This window comes from Alteribacillus sp. JSM 102045 (assembly GCF_041949975.1).
In the GTDB taxonomy this organism is placed as follows: Bacteria; Bacillota; Bacilli; order Bacillales; family Marinococcaceae; genus Alteribacillus.
Genome location: NZ_JBHFQG010000051.1, coordinates 1 through 20,426, shown reverse-complemented (window position 1 = coordinate 20,426; position 20,426 = coordinate 1). Strand labels below are relative to the sequence as shown.

Annotated in this window: 21 protein-coding genes and 1 tRNA gene; 18 read left to right on the top strand and 4 right to left on the bottom strand. The window is 39.9% G+C overall.

Annotated features, from left to right (window positions below; translation table 11 throughout):
* Positions 1–480: 480 nt before the first annotated feature.
* Genes ACE1TI_RS20165 through ACE1TI_RS20145 form a run of 5 tightly spaced genes read left to right on the top strand, consistent with a single transcriptional unit; the run spans position 481 to position 5,301 of the window.
* Positions 481–1,641 (top strand): NRAMP family divalent metal transporter, encoded by a 1,161-nt coding sequence (locus tag ACE1TI_RS20165; RefSeq protein WP_375009330.1) that lies wholly within the window; start codon positions 481–483, stop codon positions 1,639–1,641.
* A gap of 18 nt (positions 1,642–1,659) precedes the next feature.
* Positions 1,660–2,376: a 5-oxoprolinase subunit PxpB gene (gene pxpB, locus ACE1TI_RS20160; protein ID WP_375009329.1), complete on the top strand. Its 717-nt coding sequence runs from the start codon at positions 1,660–1,662 to the stop codon at positions 2,374–2,376.
* A 12-nt stretch (positions 2,377–2,388) separates the two neighbouring features.
* Positions 2,389–3,153: a LamB/YcsF family protein gene (locus ACE1TI_RS20155; RefSeq protein WP_375009328.1), complete on the top strand. Its 765-nt coding sequence runs from the start codon at positions 2,389–2,391 to the stop codon at positions 3,151–3,153.
* 2 nt (positions 3,154–3,155) lie between these two features.
* Complete coding sequence (locus ACE1TI_RS20150; RefSeq protein ID WP_375009327.1) at positions 3,156–4,121, top strand: 5-oxoprolinase subunit C family protein; 966 nt, start codon at positions 3,156–3,158, stop codon at positions 4,119–4,121.
* A gap of 37 nt (positions 4,122–4,158) precedes the next feature.
* On the top strand, positions 4,159–5,301 hold the full coding sequence (locus ACE1TI_RS20145) for a trans-sulfuration enzyme family protein (protein ID WP_375009326.1): 1,143 nt from the start codon (positions 4,159–4,161) through the stop codon (positions 5,299–5,301).
* An 85-nt stretch (positions 5,302–5,386) separates the two neighbouring features.
* On the opposite strand, the gene ACE1TI_RS20140 is transcribed toward ACE1TI_RS20145, so the two are convergent.
* On the bottom strand, positions 5,387–5,524 hold the full coding sequence (locus tag ACE1TI_RS20140; protein WP_375009325.1) for a hypothetical protein: 138 nt from the start codon (positions 5,522–5,524) through the stop codon (positions 5,387–5,389).
* 163 nt (positions 5,525–5,687) lie between these two features.
* Between ACE1TI_RS20140 and ACE1TI_RS20135 the strand changes: the two genes are divergently transcribed.
* From ACE1TI_RS20135 to ACE1TI_RS20105, 7 genes are all read left to right on the top strand, one after another.
* Positions 5,688–5,764: transfer RNA gene (locus ACE1TI_RS20135), tRNA-Met, on the top strand.
* Between the two features lie 156 nt (positions 5,765–5,920).
* Positions 5,921–6,913, top strand: coding sequence for a thiamine-phosphate kinase (gene thiL / locus ACE1TI_RS20130; RefSeq protein ID WP_375009324.1), 993 nt, complete (start codon positions 5,921–5,923; stop codon positions 6,911–6,913).
* A 39-nt stretch (positions 6,914–6,952) separates the two neighbouring features.
* Positions 6,953–7,426 (top strand): tRNA (adenosine(37)-N6)-threonylcarbamoyltransferase complex ATPase subunit type 1 TsaE, encoded by a 474-nt coding sequence (gene tsaE / locus ACE1TI_RS20125; RefSeq protein WP_375009323.1) that lies wholly within the window; start codon positions 6,953–6,955, stop codon positions 7,424–7,426.
* Positions 7,407–8,117 (top strand): tRNA (adenosine(37)-N6)-threonylcarbamoyltransferase complex dimerization subunit type 1 TsaB, encoded by a 711-nt coding sequence (tsaB, locus tag ACE1TI_RS20120; RefSeq protein WP_375009322.1) that lies wholly within the window; start codon positions 7,407–7,409, stop codon positions 8,115–8,117. The genes tsaE and tsaB overlap by 20 nt, the downstream gene beginning before the upstream one ends.
* Positions 8,110–8,589: a ribosomal protein S18-alanine N-acetyltransferase gene (gene rimI, locus ACE1TI_RS20115; RefSeq protein WP_375009321.1), complete on the top strand. Its 480-nt coding sequence runs from the start codon at positions 8,110–8,112 to the stop codon at positions 8,587–8,589. Before tsaB ends, rimI begins: the two co-directional genes overlap by 8 nt.
* Positions 8,558–9,586 (top strand): tRNA (adenosine(37)-N6)-threonylcarbamoyltransferase complex transferase subunit TsaD, encoded by a 1,029-nt coding sequence (tsaD, locus tag ACE1TI_RS20110; protein WP_375009320.1) that lies wholly within the window; start codon positions 8,558–8,560, stop codon positions 9,584–9,586. The genes rimI and tsaD overlap by 32 nt, the downstream gene beginning before the upstream one ends.
* Positions 9,587–10,070: 484 nt before the next feature.
* A complete protein-coding gene (locus ACE1TI_RS20105; RefSeq protein WP_375009319.1) occupies positions 10,071–12,167 on the top strand; it encodes a hypothetical protein in 2,097 nt (698 codons plus the stop codon).
* 37 nt (positions 12,168–12,204) lie between these two features.
* Here the strand turns inward: ACE1TI_RS20105 and abc-f are convergent, their stop codons facing one another.
* Positions 12,205–14,154 (bottom strand): ribosomal protection-like ABC-F family protein, encoded by a 1,950-nt coding sequence (abc-f, locus tag ACE1TI_RS20100; RefSeq protein WP_375009318.1) that lies wholly within the window; start codon positions 14,152–14,154, stop codon positions 12,205–12,207.
* A 285-nt stretch (positions 14,155–14,439) separates the two neighbouring features.
* Between abc-f and ACE1TI_RS20095 the strand changes: the two genes are divergently transcribed.
* The 4 genes from ACE1TI_RS20095 to ACE1TI_RS20080 all read left to right on the top strand — a co-directional run bounded on the left by ACE1TI_RS20095 (position 14,440) and on the right by ACE1TI_RS20080 (position 16,687).
* Positions 14,440–15,081 carry a redox-sensing transcriptional repressor Rex gene (locus tag ACE1TI_RS20095; RefSeq protein WP_375009317.1) on the top strand — a complete coding sequence of 214 codons (642 nt, stop codon included), beginning with the start codon at positions 14,440–14,442 and terminating at the stop codon, positions 15,079–15,081.
* A gap of 31 nt (positions 15,082–15,112) precedes the next feature.
* Complete coding sequence (locus ACE1TI_RS20090; protein WP_375009316.1) at positions 15,113–15,307, top strand: twin-arginine translocase TatA/TatE family subunit; 195 nt, start codon at positions 15,113–15,115, stop codon at positions 15,305–15,307.
* 20 nt (positions 15,308–15,327) lie between these two features.
* On the top strand, positions 15,328–16,104 hold the full coding sequence (gene tatC, locus ACE1TI_RS20085; protein WP_375009315.1) for a twin-arginine translocase subunit TatC: 777 nt from the start codon (positions 15,328–15,330) through the stop codon (positions 16,102–16,104).
* Positions 16,105–16,513: 409 nt separating this feature from the next.
* Positions 16,514–16,687 carry a hypothetical protein gene (locus ACE1TI_RS20080; RefSeq protein ID WP_375009314.1) on the top strand — a complete coding sequence of 58 codons (174 nt, stop codon included), beginning with the start codon at positions 16,514–16,516 and terminating at the stop codon, positions 16,685–16,687.
* Positions 16,688–16,701: 14 nt separating this feature from the next.
* On the opposite strand, the gene ACE1TI_RS20075 is transcribed toward ACE1TI_RS20080, so the two are convergent.
* Positions 16,702–16,902 (bottom strand): DUF4305 domain-containing protein, encoded by a 201-nt coding sequence (locus tag ACE1TI_RS20075; protein WP_375009313.1) that lies wholly within the window; start codon positions 16,900–16,902, stop codon positions 16,702–16,704.
* Positions 16,899–17,618, bottom strand: a complete 720-nt coding sequence (locus tag ACE1TI_RS20070) for a CPBP family intramembrane glutamic endopeptidase (protein ID WP_375009312.1) — start codon at positions 17,616–17,618, stop codon at positions 16,899–16,901. The genes ACE1TI_RS20075 and ACE1TI_RS20070 overlap by 4 nt, the downstream gene beginning before the upstream one ends.
* 407 nt (positions 17,619–18,025) lie before the next feature.
* Here ACE1TI_RS20070 and groES point away from each other — a divergent pair, with 407 nt between their 5' ends.
* Together groES and groL are read left to right on the top strand one after the other, a co-directional pair.
* Positions 18,026–18,310, top strand: a complete 285-nt coding sequence (gene groES, locus ACE1TI_RS20065; protein ID WP_375009311.1) for a co-chaperone GroES — start codon at positions 18,026–18,028, stop codon at positions 18,308–18,310.
* Positions 18,311–18,362: 52 nt separating this feature from the next.
* On the top strand, positions 18,363–20,006 hold the full coding sequence (gene groL / locus ACE1TI_RS20060; protein WP_375009310.1) for a chaperonin GroEL: 1,644 nt from the start codon (positions 18,363–18,365) through the stop codon (positions 20,004–20,006).
* Positions 20,007–20,426 lie beyond the last annotated feature (420 nt).

Genomic DNA, 20,426 nt, shown 5'->3' with positions numbered 1-20,426 from the left:
ACAATCAAACAAAGGTGATTAAACGAAACGCTTTTGGCTTCAAGCGTTATGATCGTTTAAGGTTACGTGTCTTATTACATCACCAATATAAAATAACGGAATTTCAAGTAGGATAAAGGAGTAGGAGCAAGGCACTCCTACCCCAACATTTGACATAGAACCTTTTTTTATTACTTAATGTAAAAAGATTGTTTGGCGAGAGTTATGAGATAAGCAAAAAAGCAAGGTACTATATGCAAAGGGTGATCAGCACAACCTGTAACAATGTGTTTAACTTCCACTTGCGTTAACGACAGAAAACCAGTTCAAGTGTTAAAATATATATTACTCGCTAAATTTGTTTCTACCTTCGTATTTCTTCGTATGAGTGTTTTCACATAATGAATGAAAATCAGGTGAGAATACTATTTATCACTGGTTTAAGATCTGGAGGGACAAAAGTTGAACGAGCAAGAAGATCGCAAAAAACGTTTAAGTATAATGGCAGGGGCAGCATTTTTAATGGCTACCTCTGCCATAGGTCCAGGCTTTTTAACACAGACTGCTGTTTTTACTGAAGAATTACTAGCAAGTTTTGCATTCGTTATATTAGCTTCGATTATTTTAGATATTGGTGCTCAAATGAACATATGGCGCATTATTGCTGTCTCGAAAATGAAGGGACAAGAGATAGCGAATGCTGTTTTACCTGGTCTTGGGTATGTTGTAGCCTTTTTTATTGTGTTAGGAGGTCTTGCATTTAATATTGGAAATGTAGCTGGGGGAGGACTGGGTTTTAATGCTCTCACTGGTTTTTCGTCAACCACTGGGGCCGTTGTAACAGCAGCTATATGTATTGTTATTTTTATTGTTAAAGAAGCAGGCGCAGCTATGGATCGGATTGTACGGGTGCTGGGTGCTTTGATGATTGTGTTAACCGCATATGTAATGATAGTCAGTTCTCCTCCATATGGTGAAGCTGTTATACAGACTGTAGCACCTGCCACAATAGACATACTCACTATTATTACGGTAGTGGGTGGAACAGTCGGTGGATATATTACTTTTGCCGGCGGCCACAGGATGTTAGATGCAGGCATCACAGGAAAAGAAAATCTCCGCCATGTTACAAACACTTCAATTACTGGTATTATTGTAGCTTCTATTATGAGAGTATTACTTTTTTTAGCGGTATTAGGTGTCGTTTCAGCTGGGGTTTCCTTAAACCCGGAAAATCCAACGGCTACTGTATTTTTGACCGCAGCCGGTGATATCGGGCTGCGCTTGTTTGGTCTTGTTCTTTGGGCAGCAGGTATTACGTCCGTGGTAGGCGCTGCTTACACTTCTGTATCGTTTTTAACTTCCTTTCATCCAAGCATTGAGAGAAATAAAAGATATTGGACGATAGGCTTTATTTTATTTTCTACGATTGTATTTACTGTCATAGGAGAACCAGTATTTTTATTAATTTTTGCAGGAGCCTTTAACGGTTTAATTCTTCCGTTAACCTTAGGTTCTGTTTTGTTAGCTGCCCACCATAAAAAAATAGTGAAGGACTATCAGCATCCCATTTGGATGACAATTTTTGGAGGAATTGTAGCAATTGGAACTGCGATACTGGGGATAAGAACATTAATTACTCAATTTCAAAACTTTTTCTAAGGATGAGGAGTCATATGCATGAAGCCTATACAAATAGAAGCAATGGGAGACAGTGCTTTAAGAGTAGAGTTTGGTACATCGATCTCAAAGGAGACAAACCAAAAAATCAGAGCATTCACTTGGCTTTTAGAAAATAATAAGTTAAAAGGGATCTCCGAGTGTGTGCCTTCCTATACAGCTGTTACTCTTCATTATGACCCTGCTCGTATTGCCTATTCTTCTTTAAAAGATTATGTAACCTATTGGTGCGAAAAAGCAGGAGAAACAGATATACCCCCTGCCAAAGTTTATGAAATCCCTGTCTGTTATGGAGGAGAGTTTGGTCCTGATTTAGAAAAAGTGGCCGAACATAACGGGGTGAAACGTGAAGAAGTAATTGAACTTCATACAGAAAATGAGTACCTTATTTATATGCTTGGATTTACCCCGGGTTTTCCTTACCTTGGAGGCATGAATGATAAGCTTGCCACTCCAAGATTAGCTACACCCCGTTCCTTAGTAAAGGCAGGATCCGTAGGAATTGCAGGAACTCAGACAGGCGTTTATTCTTTAGATAGCCCAGGAGGATGGAATATTATTGGCCGAACTCCAGTGCAGCTTTTTAACACGGATAAAAATTCCCCAGTTTTATTAGAAGCAGGAAATTACATTCAATTTGACCCTATTACAGAGACCCAGTATGAAATAATTTCCAATCAAATAAAAGAAGGTACATATGAGGTGGAACTTAAATAAGGAGGAAAAAGTATGAGCTTTCATGTGGATTTAAACTGTGATTTAGGGGAAAGCTTTGGTGCTTATAAAATTGGGGAAGACTCAAAAGTATTAGACTTAGTGACTTCTGCTAATATTGCATGCGGATATCACGCTGGAGATCATAATATTATGGCTGAAACAGTAGCGATGGCTAAAAGGTCCGGTACCGCTGTTGGAGCTCATCCAGGTTTTCCGGATCTGGCTGGTTTTGGAAGAAGAAATATGCACATAGATCCAGATGAAGTGTACAGACTCGTTATTTATCAGGTCGGAGCTCTTTATGGGTTTTGTCAGGCTAAAAAAATGAAAATGCAGCATGTGAAGCCGCACGGTGCCTTGTTTAATATGGCAAGCAAGGATGCTGAACTGGCGCAGGCGATTGCGGCGGCTGTACATGATGTAAACCCTGATCTCATCTTATTTGGCCTATCAGGAAGTGAACTAACAAGGGCAGGAGAAAAGCGCGGGTTACAGGTAGCACATGAAGTGTTTGCAGACCGTACCTACCAGCCAGATGGGACACTGACTCCGCGTACACGTCCGAATGCTATTATACATAGTGCAGAGGAAGCTGCCGAACATGTTCTTCATATGATTACCCACCAGCAGATTCGTGCCGTAGATGGAACTGTGTTGGATAAAAGAGTAGATACAATCTGTGTTCACGGTGATAATCCGGAATCACTGCTGTTTGTAAAAAAGTTAAGATCAATGTTACAAGATAATCAAGTTATTATAAAGGCCGTGGGGAATTAATCATGACAAAAGAGACTCTTTGCTATGTAAAAAAGCCAGGTATGCTTACAACAATACAAGACATGGGGCGTTTTGGGTATCAAAGTCAAGGGATTCCGCCTGCAGGGGTGATGGATTACTACGCTTATACTATCGCAAATATGCTGACTGGAAACCATCTGCGAGAAGCCGTGCTTGAAATAACAATGACAGGTCCCGTTTTGACGTTTGCTTCAAAAGCAGTATTAGCTATTACTGGAGGTGATCTCCAGCCTGAATTAAATGGGGAAAAGGCCCCGATGTGGAAAACCTTCACAGTGGAAGATGGGGACAAACTATCCTTTAAAGGACCGAAACAAGGTGCCAGGGCCTATTTAGCTGTTAGCGGTGGAATCAATGGAGAAGAGACATTAAATAGTAAATCAACATACGTAAAAGCAAAATTAGGAGGAATGGAAGGCAGAGCTTTACAAAAAGGAGATGCACTCACTTATACTGTTCCCTCGGAGATTCTTCCTACAGGCAAAGGAGTTCATTCTGATTTAATTCCTTCCTATCCAAGTACCCAAGAGCTTCGGGTAATTGAAGGACCGGAGAGCAACACCTTTACAAACGAGGCCATACAGTCCTTTTATAAATTAGCTTATACGGTCACGAATGAATCAGATAGAATGGGACTAAGACTGAACGGCCCGGATGTTTCTCATGTAGAAAAGGCAGATATTCTGTCCGATGCGGTGTCTTTCGGAACAATACAAGTGGCTTCTGATGGCCAGCCGATGATCTTAATGGCCGACCGACAAACAACAGGAGGTTATACGAGAATAGCTACTGTTATTACAGTAGACCTTCCAAAAGCAGCACAACTCCTGCCAGGACAAAAAATAACATTTAAAAAAGTAAGCATAGAACAAGCACATGAATTGATTTTGAAGGAACGGAAACAATTTGCAAGCTTGGCATTTGCCCTTGATCATATGCAATCATAAAAAAGATTAATCAGCTAACTTAGGAGTGGAATCAGCGATGAAAAGACGTTTTGATACAAAAGCTGTGCATTTTCAACGCGACGATGGGGAAAAAAATAAAAGCAAAACGAAACCTATTTTTCAAACCTCTGCGTTTTCATTTAATGATCTAGACGACATGGAACAATATTTTCAAGGAGAAAAAGATCATCTTTATTCAAGGTACAGCAATCCCAATACTGTTGATCTTGGATACGGTGTTGCTCAATTGGAAGGGGCTCCAGCTGGAATAGCAACTTCTTCTGGAATGTCTGCTATATTAGTAGGAGTGCTTTCGGCCGCTTCACCGGGAGAACATATTATCGTCCCACAGGATCTTTACGGAGGCACATATCAGTTGTTTCAGCAGGAACTGCAAGAATGGGGAATTGAAGTGTCTGTGGTTGACTTTAAAGACGTGAAAAATATTGAAGCAGCTATTCAATCAAATACGAAACTTTTGTATGCAGAAGCTGTTACTAATCCACTGCTTCGGGTCGAAAATATAGAGGTGCTGGTAGAATTGGGAAAGAAACATAATTTTCTTGTTATGATCGACAATACATTTGCGACTCCTTATTTTTGTCAGCCTTATCTTAAAGGAGCTGATATGGCGGTACATAGTGCAACTAAATATATTGGAGGGCATAGTGATGTCACCGCAGGTGTCCTGACAGGTCATGAAAACTTAATTGCAAAAGCAAAGAGAAAAATGATAAATATTGGTGCAAATTTAAGCCCTTTTGAAGGATGGCTGGCTTGCCGCGGATTAAAGACTCTGAGTGTCAGAATGGAGAAACAAGCTGGCAATGCTGCTAAGCTTGCTCAGTGGTTTGATCAAGAAACAGACGTTTCTGTTGTGTATTATCCAGTTCAACTTTCTGAGAAAGGAAACGGAGCTATGGTTAGTATTGATTTAGGAGAGAAGTACGACGTGAACACGTTCTTCCGCTCATTAGGCTGGATAAAAATTGTACCAACGCTAGCAGGAGTAGAAACAACTGTTTCTTATCCGTTAAACACTTCTCATCGAACTGTTCCTGACAATATAAGAAAGAAACTTGGCATAACAGAAGGAACGGCCAGGATCTCTGTTGGCATTGAAGATCCAGAAGATATTATTGAACGTTTTTCAGAAGCTCTGTCTCAGGCAGCAATATAAATAAAATAAAGCAGCACACCATTTTCTGCTCGGTGTGCTGCTTTTTATGTGAAAAGAAACAGGAAAGCTGGTCCAAAAAAAGCGGCTATGATTTGTTAAGATAGTTTATTAAATCCTGGTAAATACTTATATTATCTGTCAGAAGAAAAATCGGCAAAAATACAAAGGTTACTATTAACGCTACATTTGCTAGAAGCGCCGAACGGAAGTAATTCCAGGCCATAAAAACACCCTCCTTTTTAAAATCTGAATATTCTTTATTTTAATGTAACATATTTGTCACATCTTAACAACAAAAATATATAAATTCAGGTTGCATACACTAAACTGCTATGGTATATTAATAAACGTGGCGTTAAGAGAAACCGCACAATATATTATCAAACCGCGGGGTAGAGCAGTCTGGTAGCTCGTCGGGCTCATAACCCGGAGGTCGGAGGTTCAAATCCTCCCCCCGCAACCAAATTATATAAAGTAATAGTATATAAAGCCTGGGAAAGGGCTTTTTTTTTGTAATCTAATTAATAATAAAGCTTTTCATTGAAGAAGATACAAACAATGATTTATTATAACGAATACGTTAAACTAAAAGAAACCAACTTGTATAAGGGTGAGAGCTGTGCCAAAGGATGAGTTTGAATGGATTCGCGAGCATACGCCCAAGTATCATTTTCAAAACAGCCTATTAGAAGGCATTGGAGATGATGCAGCTGTTTATGCTGCAGATTTGGAATACAATCAGCTTCTTTGTGTGGACACCATGATAGAAGATATTCATTTTAAAAAAAAGACAATGAGTCCAGAGGACATCGGCCATAAAGCATTGGCAGTTAATATTAGTGATATTGCTGCCATGGGAGGAATCCCTGTGTTTTATATGGTATCGATAGCCGTTCCTGCTACCTGGTCAGATAAAGAATTAAAAGGTATTTATAAAGGAATGACTGATTTAGGAGCTCAGTATCAAATGGACATGATTGGGGGAGATACTGTATCTTCTCCGCATAATCTTATGATTTCTATTATCGTTTATGGGAAAGTAGAAAAAGACGCTCAGTTAGTTAGACGAAATGCGAAACCGGGTGACTATGTCTTCCTTACCAATCCCACAGGGAGATCGGCAGCCGGTCTGCAGTTATTATTAAATAAAGGACGCCTCTCCGAATTTAATGAAACAGAAAAAGTCCTATTAGCTCATCACCAAAAACCAATACCGAAAGTAGCAGCCGGGCGTACTGCATTGAAGCTTCACGCAGGAATTGCTTTAAACGATATTAGTGATGGTCTTGCAAGCGAAGCATTCGAAATTGCTGATGCAAGTGGTACAGCGATCGAGCTTTTTAAAAACCAGATCCCAGTAGCAGAAGAACTTCTAATGTTTTCAGATGAAAGATATTGGAAGTGGATTTTGTACGGGGGAGAAGATTTTGAGCTTATTGGTACGGTTAATGAAAAGAACTGGCCTAAACTGCAGGATGCTATGAAAAGTGAAGGCATGCTCATATATGAGATAGGACGTGTAACAGAAGGGCGGCCTTCTGTTACCTTAATAGACGATGATAAAAAAATCTCTTTACAAAAAGAAGGGTATAATCACTTCAAAAATTATTAGATGGATCTGAAGTACAGGAGAAAGTCAGGTGAACAGAGGATGGAGCTGAAGTTTTTAAGTACCTCTACAGATGAAACGATAAATATAGCTCAAAATATAGGCCGTTACTTAAAAGGCGGCGATGTGTTAACGTTAAATGGTGAACTGGGTGCTGGAAAAACTCATTTTACAAAAGGAATTGCTTTGGCATTAGAAGTAAAAAAAGTAGTCAACAGCCCTACTTTTACTATTATCAAAGAATATGAAGGAACTTTGCCGCTTTATCATATGGATGTTTATCGTTTAGAAGAAGAGGAAGCAGAAGAATTAGGGCTAGAAGAATACTTAGAAGGAGAAGGCATTTGTGTTATTGAGTGGCCGGAAAAAATAAAAGATATGCTGCCTGACAAAAGATTAGAAATATCTATAAATAGAATAAATGAATCGAATAGGTCTATACAGTTGATAGCATATGGTGAAAGGTTTAACGGATTATGCAAGGAGCTGCAAAAAAATGAAAGTATTAGCGATTGATACGTCTACTCATGTGATGGGAGTTGCTTTGGGACAAGATGAAGATTTACTGGGGGAGTATATAACGAATTTTAAGAAAAACCATTCTCTTCGATTAATGCCCTCTATAGATCAATTGTTACAGGAGCTTAATGTAAAACCTCATGAACTCGATGCAATTGCTGTTGCAAAAGGTCCTGGTTCATACACAGGAGTCCGCATCGGGGTGACAACGGCAAAATCTTTAGCGTGGGCATTAAATATTCCCGTATATGGAATATCGAGCCTACATATGCTTGCACGTAATGGGAAGCACTTCAATGGATGTATTTGTCCTTTTATGGATGCGAGAAGAGGTCAAGTATATACGGGCTTATATAAATGGGAAAATGGTTTTATCAAAGAAATAGAAAAGGACAGAATTATTCTCCTTGAAGATTGGCTGGAAATGTTGAAAGAAAAACAGGTGCCTCTGTTGTTTTTAAGCCAGGATTTAAATAAACATAAAGAATCTATTGATCACAAACTGGGTGTCCAGGCCGTATATGGAGATTCAACCGAGGGTATCCCCAAGCCAAGTGAACTTCTCGATATTGCTTGGAATCAAGAAGAGTCTATTTCTGCACACGCGCTGGTTCCAGAATACACGCAATTAACAGAAGCAGAAAAGAACTGGCATGCGGCGAATGAGGGAAAAAAGACTGATGAGTAATTTTCCGGTGATTCGTTTTATGGAGGAGGAAGATTTGGAGGGAGTACTTCGTGTAGAACATGATGCATTCCAAATTCCGTGGACTAGATATGCCTTTGTTAATGAATTAACCAACAACCAATTTGCTCACTACTTAGTAGCAGAGTACGATAAAGAAGTAATTGGTTACTGCGGAGTATGGATCATTATAGATGAAGCGCATATTACAAATATAGCTGTTCATTCTTCTTACCGAGGAAAAAAAATGGGAGAGACTCTTCTTGTAAATGCGTTAGAGATGGCATCTGCTTATGGAGCTAAGACGATGTCACTTGAAGTAAGGGTAAGCAATCAAACAGCTCAATCCCTTTATAAAAAATTAGGTTTTCAATCTGGCGGTATAAGAAAAAACTATTATACGGATAACCAGGAAGATGCTCTGGTCATGTGGGTGAATATAGATGAATACAAAAATTCAGCAAAAAGAAAATGAAATTATTTTAGCTGTTGAGACAAGCTGTGATGAAACAGCTGCAGCTGTAGTTAAAGGCGGTTCAAAGATTTTATCTAACGTGGTCGCCTCACAAATAGAAAGCCATAAGCGGTTTGGTGGAGTGGTTCCTGAACTTGCTTCCCGCCATCATACAGAAAATATTACGTATATTATTGAAGAAGCCATGGAGAAAGCAGAAATTACTTTTGAAGAGCTAGATGCCGTAGCTGTGACAGAAGGTCCTGGCTTGGTAGGCGCTCTATTAGTCGGAGTCAATGCAGCTAAAGCAATAGCTTACGCTCGAGGACTTCCCCTACTGCCGGTTCATCATATTTCCGGCCACATACAGGCAGCCCGGCTGGAAAGACCATGGTGTTATCCTGCGCTTGCCCTTGTTGTGTCTGGCGGTCACACCGAACTCGTATTGCTTAGAGAAGAAGGCGAATATGAAGTGATTGGAGAAACGAGAGATGATGCAGCAGGGGAGGCTTATGATAAGGTAGCCCGTACATTAGAGCTCCCTTATCCAGGTGGTCCATTTATTGATAAACTAGCAGCTGAAGGAATCCCCAACCTAGACTTACCGATCGCCTGGCTTGAGCCTGACTCGTACGATTTCAGCTTTAGCGGACTCAAATCAGCTGTTATTAATACTCTTCACAATGCAAAACAGCGGGGAGAGATCATACAGCCTGAAGATTTGGCTGCTAGTTTTCAGCAAAGTGTTATTAAGGTGCTAACTGAAAAAACGAAACGTGCAGCCGAACATTATCAAGTAAAACAAGTAGTGTTAGCAGGAGGAGTGGCTGCAAATAAGGGGCTTCGTTCAGCTATGGAAGAAATATTTTCTTCCTCTTCGGTGGAACTGACCATTCCCCCTTTCAATCTTTGCACAGATAATGCTGCGATGATTGGAGCTGCAGCCCATGTGCAATGGAAAAAGAATAAGACTGCCGGTTGGGATTTAAACGGTGTACCAGGCTTGGCCTTAACATAAGGTCAAGCTTTTTTTATTGTTTAGGAAATTATGTTTTTACAAGTTGTGGATAACTATCTCCATATTGTTTGATCCGCGTCTAGCCTCAGCGCCCAGCCTCTCGGGGTTAAATAACCTCCAGTCATGAAAGGCAAAGAGCGCCTTTCATGACTGAAGAACATTTACCTGTCGAGGCTGAACAGGGCGCTTGCGCTTTTGTTCTTAAGCATAGCATTTTAAGGAACACACTATAAGAAAGCAGGTGGTATCACAATCTAGTAATAACAATATATAAAATGGAGATAAAATGATTGTGGATAATGTGGAGAAGTATTTAGAAGACTAAAACCGTAAATAATGAAGTTGTTAACAACAACCTTGTGGATAAGTTTAGTGTTTTGTGTATAAATCTAAAAAAACCTCAGTATAAAGCTACCATTATGTTGATAAGTCTGTTGATAGTGTGGATAGTTGAAAAATTCTGAAAGGAAGGAATCATATAATAGTGAGAAAAACGTTATTTCTTCTGTGGATGACTTTAATAGTTATGATTTCTGCTCCTGTATTCAGTGAAGATAGTGAGAAGGGTAATGACCATGCTGTTCTTATTTTAGTTCCTGGACTCTCCATAGAAGGTTTTTTTGAGCTGATGGAACAAGAAGATGTTGAGCTGTGGACAAATGCATCTGCGATTGCTTTAAATCGAGTAACAGAAGGCCGTGTATCCCCACTAAGTGAAACATTGACGTTAAGCTCTGGGACGCCTGCCGTCAGTAACGAAGAAACATTCCATCCGCTTATGTTTAAGCATAAAATGAATGACTTTGAAAATAAATATGTTATCTCAAACTTTGCTGAATATAAAAATGAAAACAAGAAGACGACTCATCAAGCTGAAATAGGGATACTAGGTGACATATTACAATCCAATGGAGTACATACCAGCTTTATAGGTCACAGTGATTTTTATCAGGAATCTTTCTCGTTTGCCCCTTTTTATACTGTGGATAAACTTGGGGAGACATCAGGTAATCGCGATGCTGGGGTAAAAGCAGAGAAAAATGCACCGGGTGGTTACGTGATGGATCCTGAAAATATAGCAGCATGGATAAGAGACGTAGAGCTTCAATACTCGTCTACTTGGACGGTGGTGGAATGGGGGGATCTCTACCGTCAAAATCATCCTTCTGCCATAAATGAAAATGAAGTTTTTATCCAGCTGTTTAAATTAATAGAAGAATTAAATAAAGACGGCCATCCTATTTTTCTGTTGGGAAGCTCTCCTCCCCCTGAAAGTGTTGAAAAAGGCTTCAAAATGGTGCCGTTTGTAAAATGGGATGACCAGGAGGCTGAAAAGTCCAACTTTCTTTTTTCCCAAACTGTAAAACAGCCTTACCTGGGGAGCAGTTTAGATGCAGCTCCTTCGATTTTAGAAACATTTGGCTTGAAAGGACCGAAAAAGTGGAATGGCAATCCCTTAATAATTAATAAGAAGCATGGTACACCGAATGACATGAAAAGTGAAACAGCTGGGGCAGCCCATATTCATGTAACGCGTACTTCTATTCTTTCTGCATATATTACTTTATTAGTTATTCTGTTAGTGGCAGGCTTTGTAAGTTGGAAGCGCAACAAGCATAACAGCACGACTGCTAGCTTTTTATTAAAAAGTGCTGTGCTTGCAGGGATGATATCACCTCTTTCCTTTATATTAGCTCCATTATTATTTGGAAGAGAAGCTATCTCTGTTCCTTTATATTGTGCAGCTGTGAGCTTATTTTCTGTAGGAAGCGGTGCACTGGCGGCGAAATGGGGCAATCAGAAAACAGTATCGATAGTATCATGTATTATGCTTGTTGTATTGACTGTAGACCTTTTTATGGGTGCTCCATTGATTCAGCGCTCTTATCTCGGCTATGATCCTTTAATTGGGGCTCGGTATGGGGGAATCGGAAACGAATTAGGCGGCTTTTTCGCTGCGGCTGCCATACTGTCTTTAACACCAATGCTGGAAAAAGATCAGAAATTTATACGGGGATGGGTCCTGATCTATTTAATCATCCTCGGGTCACCTCATTTTGGGAAAAATGCAGGAGTGACGCTGGCCTCTGGATTGATGTTTTTCACCCTGGTATTTAGAAAGAGAAGTTTCAAAAATTTAAAGCTAAAACATGTAGTTCTGAGCGGAACTAGTGTGTTTTTAGGGTTAATGGGATTACTGTGGGTATTTCAGCAATTTGGAGAAGTGACTCACATTGGCAGTGCTTTTCAACTAGTATTACATGGAGATTGGGGAGAACTTCAATCTATTATTTTAAGGAAAATGCAAATGAATATAAAAATTATTATGCATTCGAACTGGACGAAGCTTTTGTTAACAAGCTACGCTATTGCTGCACTGTACCTTTTATTTGAGAAAACAAACACACTGCGGCGTTCTCAACAGGATGTTCTTCGAGCGGGGGCGGTTGGATCTGTTTTTTTGCTGTTGTTAAATGACTCTGGTGCAGTAGCTGCCTCGACGTCTATGTTTTATTTGCTTTGTGCTCGCTATGTATGGTCCTTTAATAAAAGTCGAGTCACTGTTCTACAGAACAAATAAAAGCTGCCCTTGGATGGGCAGCTTGTTCAGTGGGGAATTAAGCTTCTTCAAGTTGAAGAGATTCCCATCGATTCATTTTTTCATCAAGTGACGTTTTAGCTTCACTGATTTGCTGCTGGATGTTTCTTGATTTTTCACGGCTCTCGTACACTTCAGGCTGAAGCATTTCTGCTTCAAGAGCTTCAATGGATTCTTCAAGCTGTTCAATTTCCTGTTCTATTTTCTCGATTTCTCTTTTTCGTTTTCTTGCTTCTCTTTTTGCTTCTTTGTCCAGATTGAAAGCTTCTTTATCTTGGCCTTCTAGAGAAGAAGAATTTTTATTGTTATTATTTGCTTCTCTTTGTTCGCGAAGCTGCTTGCGTTGATCTTCTTCATCTTTTTTTGTTAAATAATAATCGTAGTCGCCAAGGTATTCATGTAATCCGTTCTCTGTTAACTCCACAATTTTCGTTGCCATGCGATTTAAGAAGTAACGATCATGTGAGACAAATAACAGAGTACCTGGATAATCTAGGAGCGCAGACTCTAATACTTCTTTACTGTCCAGATCTAGATGGTTTGTCGGTTCGTCAAAAATAAGGAAGTTTGCTTTTTTCATCATCAATTTGGCCAATGCAAGCCGGGATTTTTCTCCGCCGCTTAAATCGGAGACATGTTTAAAGACGTCCTCGCCACTGAAGAGGAAGTTTCCGAGCACTGTTCGAATATCTTTTTCCGGGGTGAGCGGATAATCGTCCCACAGTTCGTGCAGAACGTCTTTGTTCGAATTCAAATCGGCTTGCTCTTGGTCGTAATATCCAACCGTTACTTTGCTGCCGAATGCAATGTTTCCTTGAAGGGGTGCTATTTTTCCGGCAATAGTTTTTAAAAGGGTGGATTTCCCTATGCCATTCGGGCCTATAAGTGCAATGCTTTCTTGTTTTTTTACAGCTAAATTCATATCTTTTATAATGGGAGGCTCTTTTCCGTAAGAAACACTCAGCTCAGAAATATTCAGTACTTCATTGCCGCTTTGGCGTTCAATATCAAAAGAAAAATTCGCCGACTTTTCTGTTCCTTGCGGCTTGTCCATTAATTCCATCTTTTCCAGTTTTTTGCGGCGGCTTTGGGCTCTTTTGGAAGTAGAAGCACGAACAATGTTTCGCTGAATGAAATCTTCAAGCTCTGCTACTTCTTTTTGCTGTTTTTCAAACGCTTTTAAATCTTGTTCATAACGTTGGGCCTTTTCTTCAAGATAACTGCTGTAATTGCCGTGGAACAGTGTGGTTTTGGTTCTGGCTACTTCATACACCTTTGACACGATTTTATCGAGAAAATACCGGTCATGGGATACGATTAAGACAGCACCTTTATAATTAGACAAATAATTTTCCAGCCATCCCAGGGTGTCAATATCAAGATGATTTGTTGGTTCGTCTAATATTAAAAGGTCCGGTTTCGATAAAAGCAGTTTCCCTAGCGCAAGCCTTGTCTTTTGCCCGCCGCTTAAAGAAGCTATAGATGTGTCATAGTCAAAATCCCCAAATTTCAATCCAGAAAGGACACCGCGGATGTCCGCTTCATATTGATAGCCTCCCTTTTCTCGAAAAGCGTGCTGAAGTACATCATAGTCGGCTAATATTTTTTCATAAACTCGTTCATCATTATAAACAGAAGGATCAGCTATTTTTTCTTCTATTTGACGCAAATCCTGCTCCATTTTTTGAACTTCTGTAAAAACGGTAAGCATTTCATCCCAAATAGACTGGTCTGACTGCAGACCGCTATGCTGGTCAAGGTAACCGAGCCTGACATCTTTAGGAGTAATAATTTCTCCGGAATCGTATGAAAGCTTTCCAGCCATTATTTTAAGAAGGGTTGATTTTCCAGATCCGTTACGACCGACTAGTGCAACCCGTTCATTAGATTTTATTTCAAGCTTTACGTTATCCAAAATTGTTTCTACACCATATGACTTAGTTATATTAGAGCACTGAAGAACTATCATGTGAGTTCATCCTTTATTGATTAGGTTATTCTACTAACAAGTCTATCTTATATTAATTTAAAACGCGACATTACAGATGTAAATGTTACTGGTATTCCTATGGCAGAATGGTGAACATTAAAGACAAAACTCATCTCCCTATTACATCTGAGTAAATATTAGTGTACAATAGGAAGGAAGCAAAAGCAGATCCAACCCCTTTAGAAAAGCATTACACTACTTCTTCGCGATCGCAGGTGATATACTGATTATGTCAGAACAACGAAGAACTTGTTGGAGGCTGCTATGAACATAGATCAACAAAAAATACCGCAAGCAACGGCAAAACGCTTGCCGCTTTATTACAGGTTTTTAGAAAATTTACATGCATCCGGTAAACAACGGGTATCCTCCACGGAGCTGAGTGAAGCTGTTAAAGTGGATTCAGCTACGATCCGCCGTGATTTCTCTTACTTTGGAGCACTAGGAAAAAAAGGATATGGCTATAATGTTCATTATCTCCTGTCTTTTTTTAGAAAAACATTGGACCAGGATGAAGTGACGAAAGTCTTTTTAGTTGGTGTTGGTAATTTGGGAACTGCTTTGCTGAAGTATAATTTTTCGAAAAGCGACAACACACAGATTGTCTCGGCTTTCGACGTAAGGGAAGACATTATCGGCCAGGAGATCAGTGGAGTCGAAATTTACCATTTTGATAAAGTTAAAGAAGTGAAACAGAATAACGACGCATCCGTTGTCATACTTACTGTACCTGCAGCGGTTGCGCAGCAGACAGCTGACAAGCTGGTGGAAGCAGGAATTAACGGAATTTTAAATTTCACCCCTGCTCGCCTGACCGTGCCAGAGCATATACGAGTACATCATATTGATCTTTCCGTTGAATTACAAACATTAGTATATTTTTTGAAAAATTACCCTCTTGATTAGGGACAGACTATTTTAATTGGAGGTGGCTTACATGCCTTTAGGTCCAGGGAGTATCGTATTAATTGTTTTGGTGGCACTGCTTATTTTTGGTCCAAAAAAACTGCCCGAGCTTGGACGGGCGGCAGGGAATACTCTGCGTGAGTTTAAACATGCTACCAAAGGACTTGCAGATGACGATGATGATTCCAAAAACAAAAACAACCATAGTTCAAGTGCAGACAAGTAAGGAATAGGACGGGTACAATCATGGCTCAGAACGACATGTCCATTTATGAGCATATTGGTGAATTACGTAAGCGGATATTAATCGTGGGAGCATTTTTTCTTGCTGCCATGATTTTTGGTCTGTTCCTTTCCCCGGTGCTCATTACTTATTTGCAAAATATACCGGAAGCGGAAAGCTTTCCAATGAATGTGTTTAAATTAACGGATTCGTTAAAATTATATATGAATTTTTCCTTTTTTATTGGATTGATTTTTGTCTTTCCACTCCTTTTATATCAGCTTTGGGCTTTTGTGGCACCTGGATTATTAGAAAAAGAAAAGAGAGTAACACTCGCTTATATTCCAGTAGCGACTATATTGTTTTTTGGCGGTTTAGCTTTTGCTTATTTTATTCTTTTTCCAAACGTTATTCACTTTTTAAGCAACTTATCAGACAGGCTTAATCTAACCGAACAATACGGGGTTAATGATTATTTTGCTTTTTTGTTTCAACTTACAATCCCATTTGGATTCTTGTTTCAGCTCCCGGTCGTTGTCATGTTTCTGACTCGGCTAGGACTGGTTACGCCAGCGTGGCTGCGTAAAGTCAGGAAGTTTGCGTATTTTGCATTGTTAATCTTGGCAGGTTTTATCACGCCGCCTGAAATTGTGTCCCATTTAATGGTGACGGTGCCTCTTTTCCTTTTGTATGAAATAAGTATTGCTATATCGAGGTTTTCATATAAAAAGGTGTTAAAAGCAGAACAAGAAAAAATGGAACAGTGGGCAAAAGAGGATAAGGAACGAAATATAAAATAATAAATGGAAACTGCCTGGACGTATCTGCAAGCGAACCAGGCAGTTTTTTTGGATGGTGTGGCAAACGAAAAAGCTGCCTACAAGTGGTTAGTCGTTATATCATTACTGATGGTAACCTTTACGATGATCTTAAACAATAGCATGTTAAATCCATTTCATGGAAGTTTTTGAGGTGAGCTGTTGGATTGTTATCATTATTTTTATGGTAGCGATGGGAGTTCCAATGCCGCTCACCTATCTTGGCGACAGATTTTGCAAGAAAAAATATATTTAACCGGATTAACAATTTTTACAGCAGGAATATTTCTTGGTAGTTTAGAGGGGATCTTGGTGCCTTAATTTTTTCCGATGTAATTAAGAAGCAGGCAGAGGTTTAATGATGCCTCTGTTGAAGTTAGGGCGCTTCCAGATGTTAGCTAGTTCTGATGAGGATATAAGTATTCAAGCGATCACAGAAAGCTTTGGAGTTAATGGAACCATTAAGCTGTTGTCGTTTCCTGTAGCTTATATACTGGAAAAAAAGCCGCTCATTCCCAGATTTGAAGAAAAAGGCAGCAAGCATACTAAAAAACTTGGCGAGTAGAATCGCCAAGTTTTCTAACTTTTATTTTCATTTCCACCTTTAGGTTTCATTCTAAAAAAGCGAATACCAACCATGATGTCAATAGCAGCCACGGCTGCGAAGAAGAACGCCCAAAAGTCCCAGGACGAGGTATTCACATTTTGAATCGCCAGGTAAATAAACAGCCCGGCTAAAGCGAAATATATCATACCCATGGTATTTGGAGACACGTTCATAAAGGCCATCCTCCCAAGATTAATTGCATTTGTTCAAGCTCTTCCTGCATCTCTTGCAGCTTATCCCCTAACAATACTTGTATGATTACAGCATATCCATTCATTGCTACATGAGCTATAATTGGAACTATAATTCTTCCTGTTTTGACATATAGAAAGGAGAAAGTAAAACCGACTGCTGTGTATATAAGAATGTGTGTGAAATCAAGATGCACGACAGCGAAAATAACAGAACTTAACAATGCTGAAATGACAAAATTAAAACGTTTATAAAATGCCCCAAAAATCACTTTTCTAAAAACGATTTCCTCTAAAATTGGACCTATAATGGCAACGACGATGGCAAAGGTAGGAACCATTTTCACCATTTCCAAAATATCCTGTGTATTTTCCGAACCAGGTTCAATCCCAAAAGCATATGTTTCAATCATAATAGCCAGGTATTGAGCAATAAACGCTAGAAAAACACCAAATATGGACCATTTCACAGCATGTCCTGGCGAGGTCCTTGTTAATCTTGGATGTCTGTTTTTGCGGCGTTCTGGAATGAGGAAAATAAAAATGAGGATTAATGTGACAACAAAGCTCCACATACTCCAGGCCGCAAAACTTTCGTTTAGATCCAATCCTCTTCCATAAAGAAAAGGCACACCGAATATGCCGGACACATGCATTAATATGTAAATAATAAGTATAGCCCAATAACGACTGTTCACCTTGGTTTCACTCCTCTATTAAAGCATATGTCCGTATTGTATCATAATGCTGATAGAAACGAGAGCAGAAAGGTATGTGAAGATTTTGTGATTAGGAAAAATAGAATTTCGGACAAGTTTTCGTGATAATTTTTATGTTAACGGAACAAGAAAGAGGGTTAAAAAAGGAAAAGAAAGGGAAATCTGTCTGAGGGTGCTCATTTCTCACTTTTCAGCGGAATAAGTGTTTTGTAAAGATTTTAGAAAAAATTTCTCTTTTCTCTTGCAAAAAAGAAATGAAATGATTATCATAATAATTGGAATTAGCACTCGCTAAACTTGAGTGCTAATAATAGCAAAAGATGTCGGTAACACTTGGCAAATCAGTGCTGTAGTTACCGCGCAAATACTAAAGGAGGGTGTTTACCATGTTAAAGCCTCTAGGTGATCGACTCGTCATCGAGCAAATCCAGACTGAAGAAAAAACAAAAAGCGGGATCGTACTTCCGGATTCTGCGCAGGAAAAACCGCAAGAAGGTAAGGTTGTTGCTGTCGGGAATGGCCGTGTAACAGACAACGGAGAACGCATTGCTCTGGAAGTGAAAGAAGGAGATTCTGTTATTTTCTCTAAATATGCAGGCACAGAAGTGAAATATGAAGGAAGCGATTACCTTATCCTTCGTGAAAGCGACGTACTTGCTGTAATTGGCTAAGAAATACGGGGTCTAAACCCTACATATTATATTCATTCAGGAGGTTGAAACGATGGCTAAAGATATTAAATTTCGTGAAGACGCCCGCCGTGCGATGATGCGCGGGGTAGATGAACTTGCTAACGCTGTAAAAGTAACATTAGGGCCAAAAGGGCGAAACGTTGTATTGGAGAAGAAATTTGGTTCTCCACTTATTACAAACGACGGTGTTACTATCGCAAAAGAGATTGAGCTAGAAGATAACTTTGAAAACATGGGTGCTCAGCTTGTATCTGAAGTAGCCAGCAAAACAAATGACATCGCTGGGGACGGTACTACTACAGCGACTGTTTTAGCACAAGCTATGATTCAAGAAGGCTTGAAAAACGTAACTTCCGGCGCTAACCCAATGGGAATCCGCAAAGGGATTGAAAAAGCGACTGAAGTTGCAGTAGAAGAATTAAAGAAAATTTCTAAGCCGATTGAAAGCAGTGAATCCATTGCACAGGTTGCTTCTGTTTCAGCTTCTAGTGACGAAGTAGGACAAATTATTTCAGAAGCTATGAACCGTGTGGGTAACGATGGTGTTATCACTGTAGAAGAATCCCGCGGTCTTGAAACAGAGCTTGAAGTAGTAGAAGGTATGCAGTTCGATCGCGGCTATGCTTCTCCTTACATGGTAACGGACTCCGATAAAATGGTCGCTGAACTTGAGGATCCATACATTCTTATCACAGATAAGAAGATCACAAATATACAAGAAGTTCTTCCGCTTCTTGAACAAGTAGTGCAGCAAAATAAACCAATCTTGATCATTGCTGAAGATGTTGAAGGCGAAGCACTTGCTACACTTGTTGTAAACAAACTTCGGGGTACGTTCAACGCTGTAGCAGTAAAAGCACCAGGCTTTGGTGACCGTCGTAAAGCAATGCTTGAAGACATCGCTCTTCTTACAGGAGGAGAAGTAATCACAGAAGACCTTGGTCTTGATTTGAAATCTGCTACCATTGATCAGCTTGGCCGCGCTGGTAAAGTAGTAGTAAACAAAGATGACACTACCATTGTAGAAGGCTCCGGTAAGCCAGAAGACATCTCCGGACGCGTAAACCAAATCAAAGCTCAAATTGAAGATACTACTTCTGAGTTTGACCGTGAAAAGCTTCAAGAACGTCTTGCTAAGCTTTCCGGCGGTGTAGCTGTAGTAAAAGTTGGGGCAGCTTCTGAAACAGAAATGAAAGAGCGTAAGCTTCGCATTGAAGATGCACTAAACTCTACACGCGCAGCAGTAGAAGAGGGTATCGTATCCGGCGGTGGTACAGCTCTTATGAACGTTTACAAAGCTGTTCAATCTATCTCTGCTGAAGGAGATGAAGCAACAGGTATTAACATCGTACTACGCGCCCTAGAAGAGCCGCTTCGTCAAATCTCTCACAACGCAGGCCTTGAAGGTTCCGTTGTAGTAGAGCGCATGAAAGGCGAAGAAGTAGGAATTGGATTTAACGCTGCTACTGGCGAATGGGTTAACATGATTGACACTGGTATCGTTGACCCAACAAAAGTAACTCGCTCTGCATTGCAGCACGCATCCTCTGTATCCGCTATGTTCCTTACAACCGAAGCTGTTATCGCAGACCAGCCTGAAGAAAACGAAGGCGGCGGTGCCGGCGGCGGAATGCCAGACATGGGCGGAATGGGAGGAATGGGCGGCATGATGTAAGCTGTCCTCAAACCCTTTGCTACACAAGGATTTGAAACCCTATAAAAGAATATCGACTGGATTTTGACTGGATTTCAATGGAATTGATGTCTAAATCTAAGGTGCCTCCCAAGAGTTCAGTGAGCTTTTGGGGGGCTTTCTTTTAGGAGAATAAAATATTTCAATCATCACATGAAAATTTTATTTATAGAGGCTGTATCAAAAGGTTATGAAAAAATGACCTTTTGACAGCCCCTTTTTCCTATTTAACATACAAAAAAATCGCCTCTTTCGGTATAATGAAGTCACCACAACCATTAACGAAAGAAGGCGATTTTTTTATGAGTAACCAAAAGGTCACTTTCCAAGAGTATACCATGAATCAGCTGTATCTTCCTATGGATTTTTCGGATTTAATTCCCGAAGATCATGTCGCCCGCA

Bases quoted from the DNA above. Each gene is read 5' to 3' on its own strand.
- groL (WP_375009310.1), top strand. From the start codon at position 18,363: ATGGCTAAAGATATTAAATTTCGTGAAGACGCCCGCCGTGCGATGATG.
- tsaD (WP_375009320.1), top strand. From the start codon at position 8,558: ATGAATACAAAAATTCAGCAAAAAGAAAATGAAATTATTTTAGCTGTT.
- ACE1TI_RS20095 (WP_375009317.1), top strand. From the start codon at position 14,440: ATGAACATAGATCAACAAAAAATACCGCAAGCAACGGCAAAACGCTTG.
- ACE1TI_RS20080 (WP_375009314.1), top strand. From the start codon at position 16,514: ATGTTAGCTAGTTCTGATGAGGATATAAGTATTCAAGCGATCACAGAA.
- abc-f (WP_375009318.1), bottom strand. From the start codon at position 14,154: ATGATAGTTCTTCAGTGCTCTAATATAACTAAGTCATATGGTGTAGAA.
- ACE1TI_RS20155 (WP_375009328.1), top strand. From the start codon at position 2,389: ATGAGCTTTCATGTGGATTTAAACTGTGATTTAGGGGAAAGCTTTGGT.
- tsaE (WP_375009323.1), top strand. From the start codon at position 6,953: ATGGAGCTGAAGTTTTTAAGTACCTCTACAGATGAAACGATAAATATA.
- ACE1TI_RS20145 (WP_375009326.1), top strand. From the start codon at position 4,159: ATGAAAAGACGTTTTGATACAAAAGCTGTGCATTTTCAACGCGACGAT.
- tatC (WP_375009315.1), top strand. From the start codon at position 15,328: ATGGCTCAGAACGACATGTCCATTTATGAGCATATTGGTGAATTACGT.
- rimI (WP_375009321.1), top strand. From the start codon at position 8,110: ATGAGTAATTTTCCGGTGATTCGTTTTATGGAGGAGGAAGATTTGGAG.
- ACE1TI_RS20165 (WP_375009330.1), top strand. From the start codon at position 481: ATGGCAGGGGCAGCATTTTTAATGGCTACCTCTGCCATAGGTCCAGGC.
- ACE1TI_RS20090 (WP_375009316.1), top strand. From the start codon at position 15,113: ATGCCTTTAGGTCCAGGGAGTATCGTATTAATTGTTTTGGTGGCACTG.
- ACE1TI_RS20075 (WP_375009313.1), bottom strand. From the start codon at position 16,902: ATGAACGTGTCTCCAAATACCATGGGTATGATATATTTCGCTTTAGCC.
- tsaB (WP_375009322.1), top strand. From the start codon at position 7,407: ATGAAAGTATTAGCGATTGATACGTCTACTCATGTGATGGGAGTTGCT.
- ACE1TI_RS20150 (WP_375009327.1), top strand. From the start codon at position 3,156: ATGACAAAAGAGACTCTTTGCTATGTAAAAAAGCCAGGTATGCTTACA.
- ACE1TI_RS20140 (WP_375009325.1), bottom strand. From the start codon at position 5,524: ATGGCCTGGAATTACTTCCGTTCGGCGCTTCTAGCAAATGTAGCGTTA.
- groES (WP_375009311.1), top strand. From the start codon at position 18,026: ATGTTAAAGCCTCTAGGTGATCGACTCGTCATCGAGCAAATCCAGACT.
- pxpB (WP_375009329.1), top strand. From the start codon at position 1,660: ATGAAGCCTATACAAATAGAAGCAATGGGAGACAGTGCTTTAAGAGTA.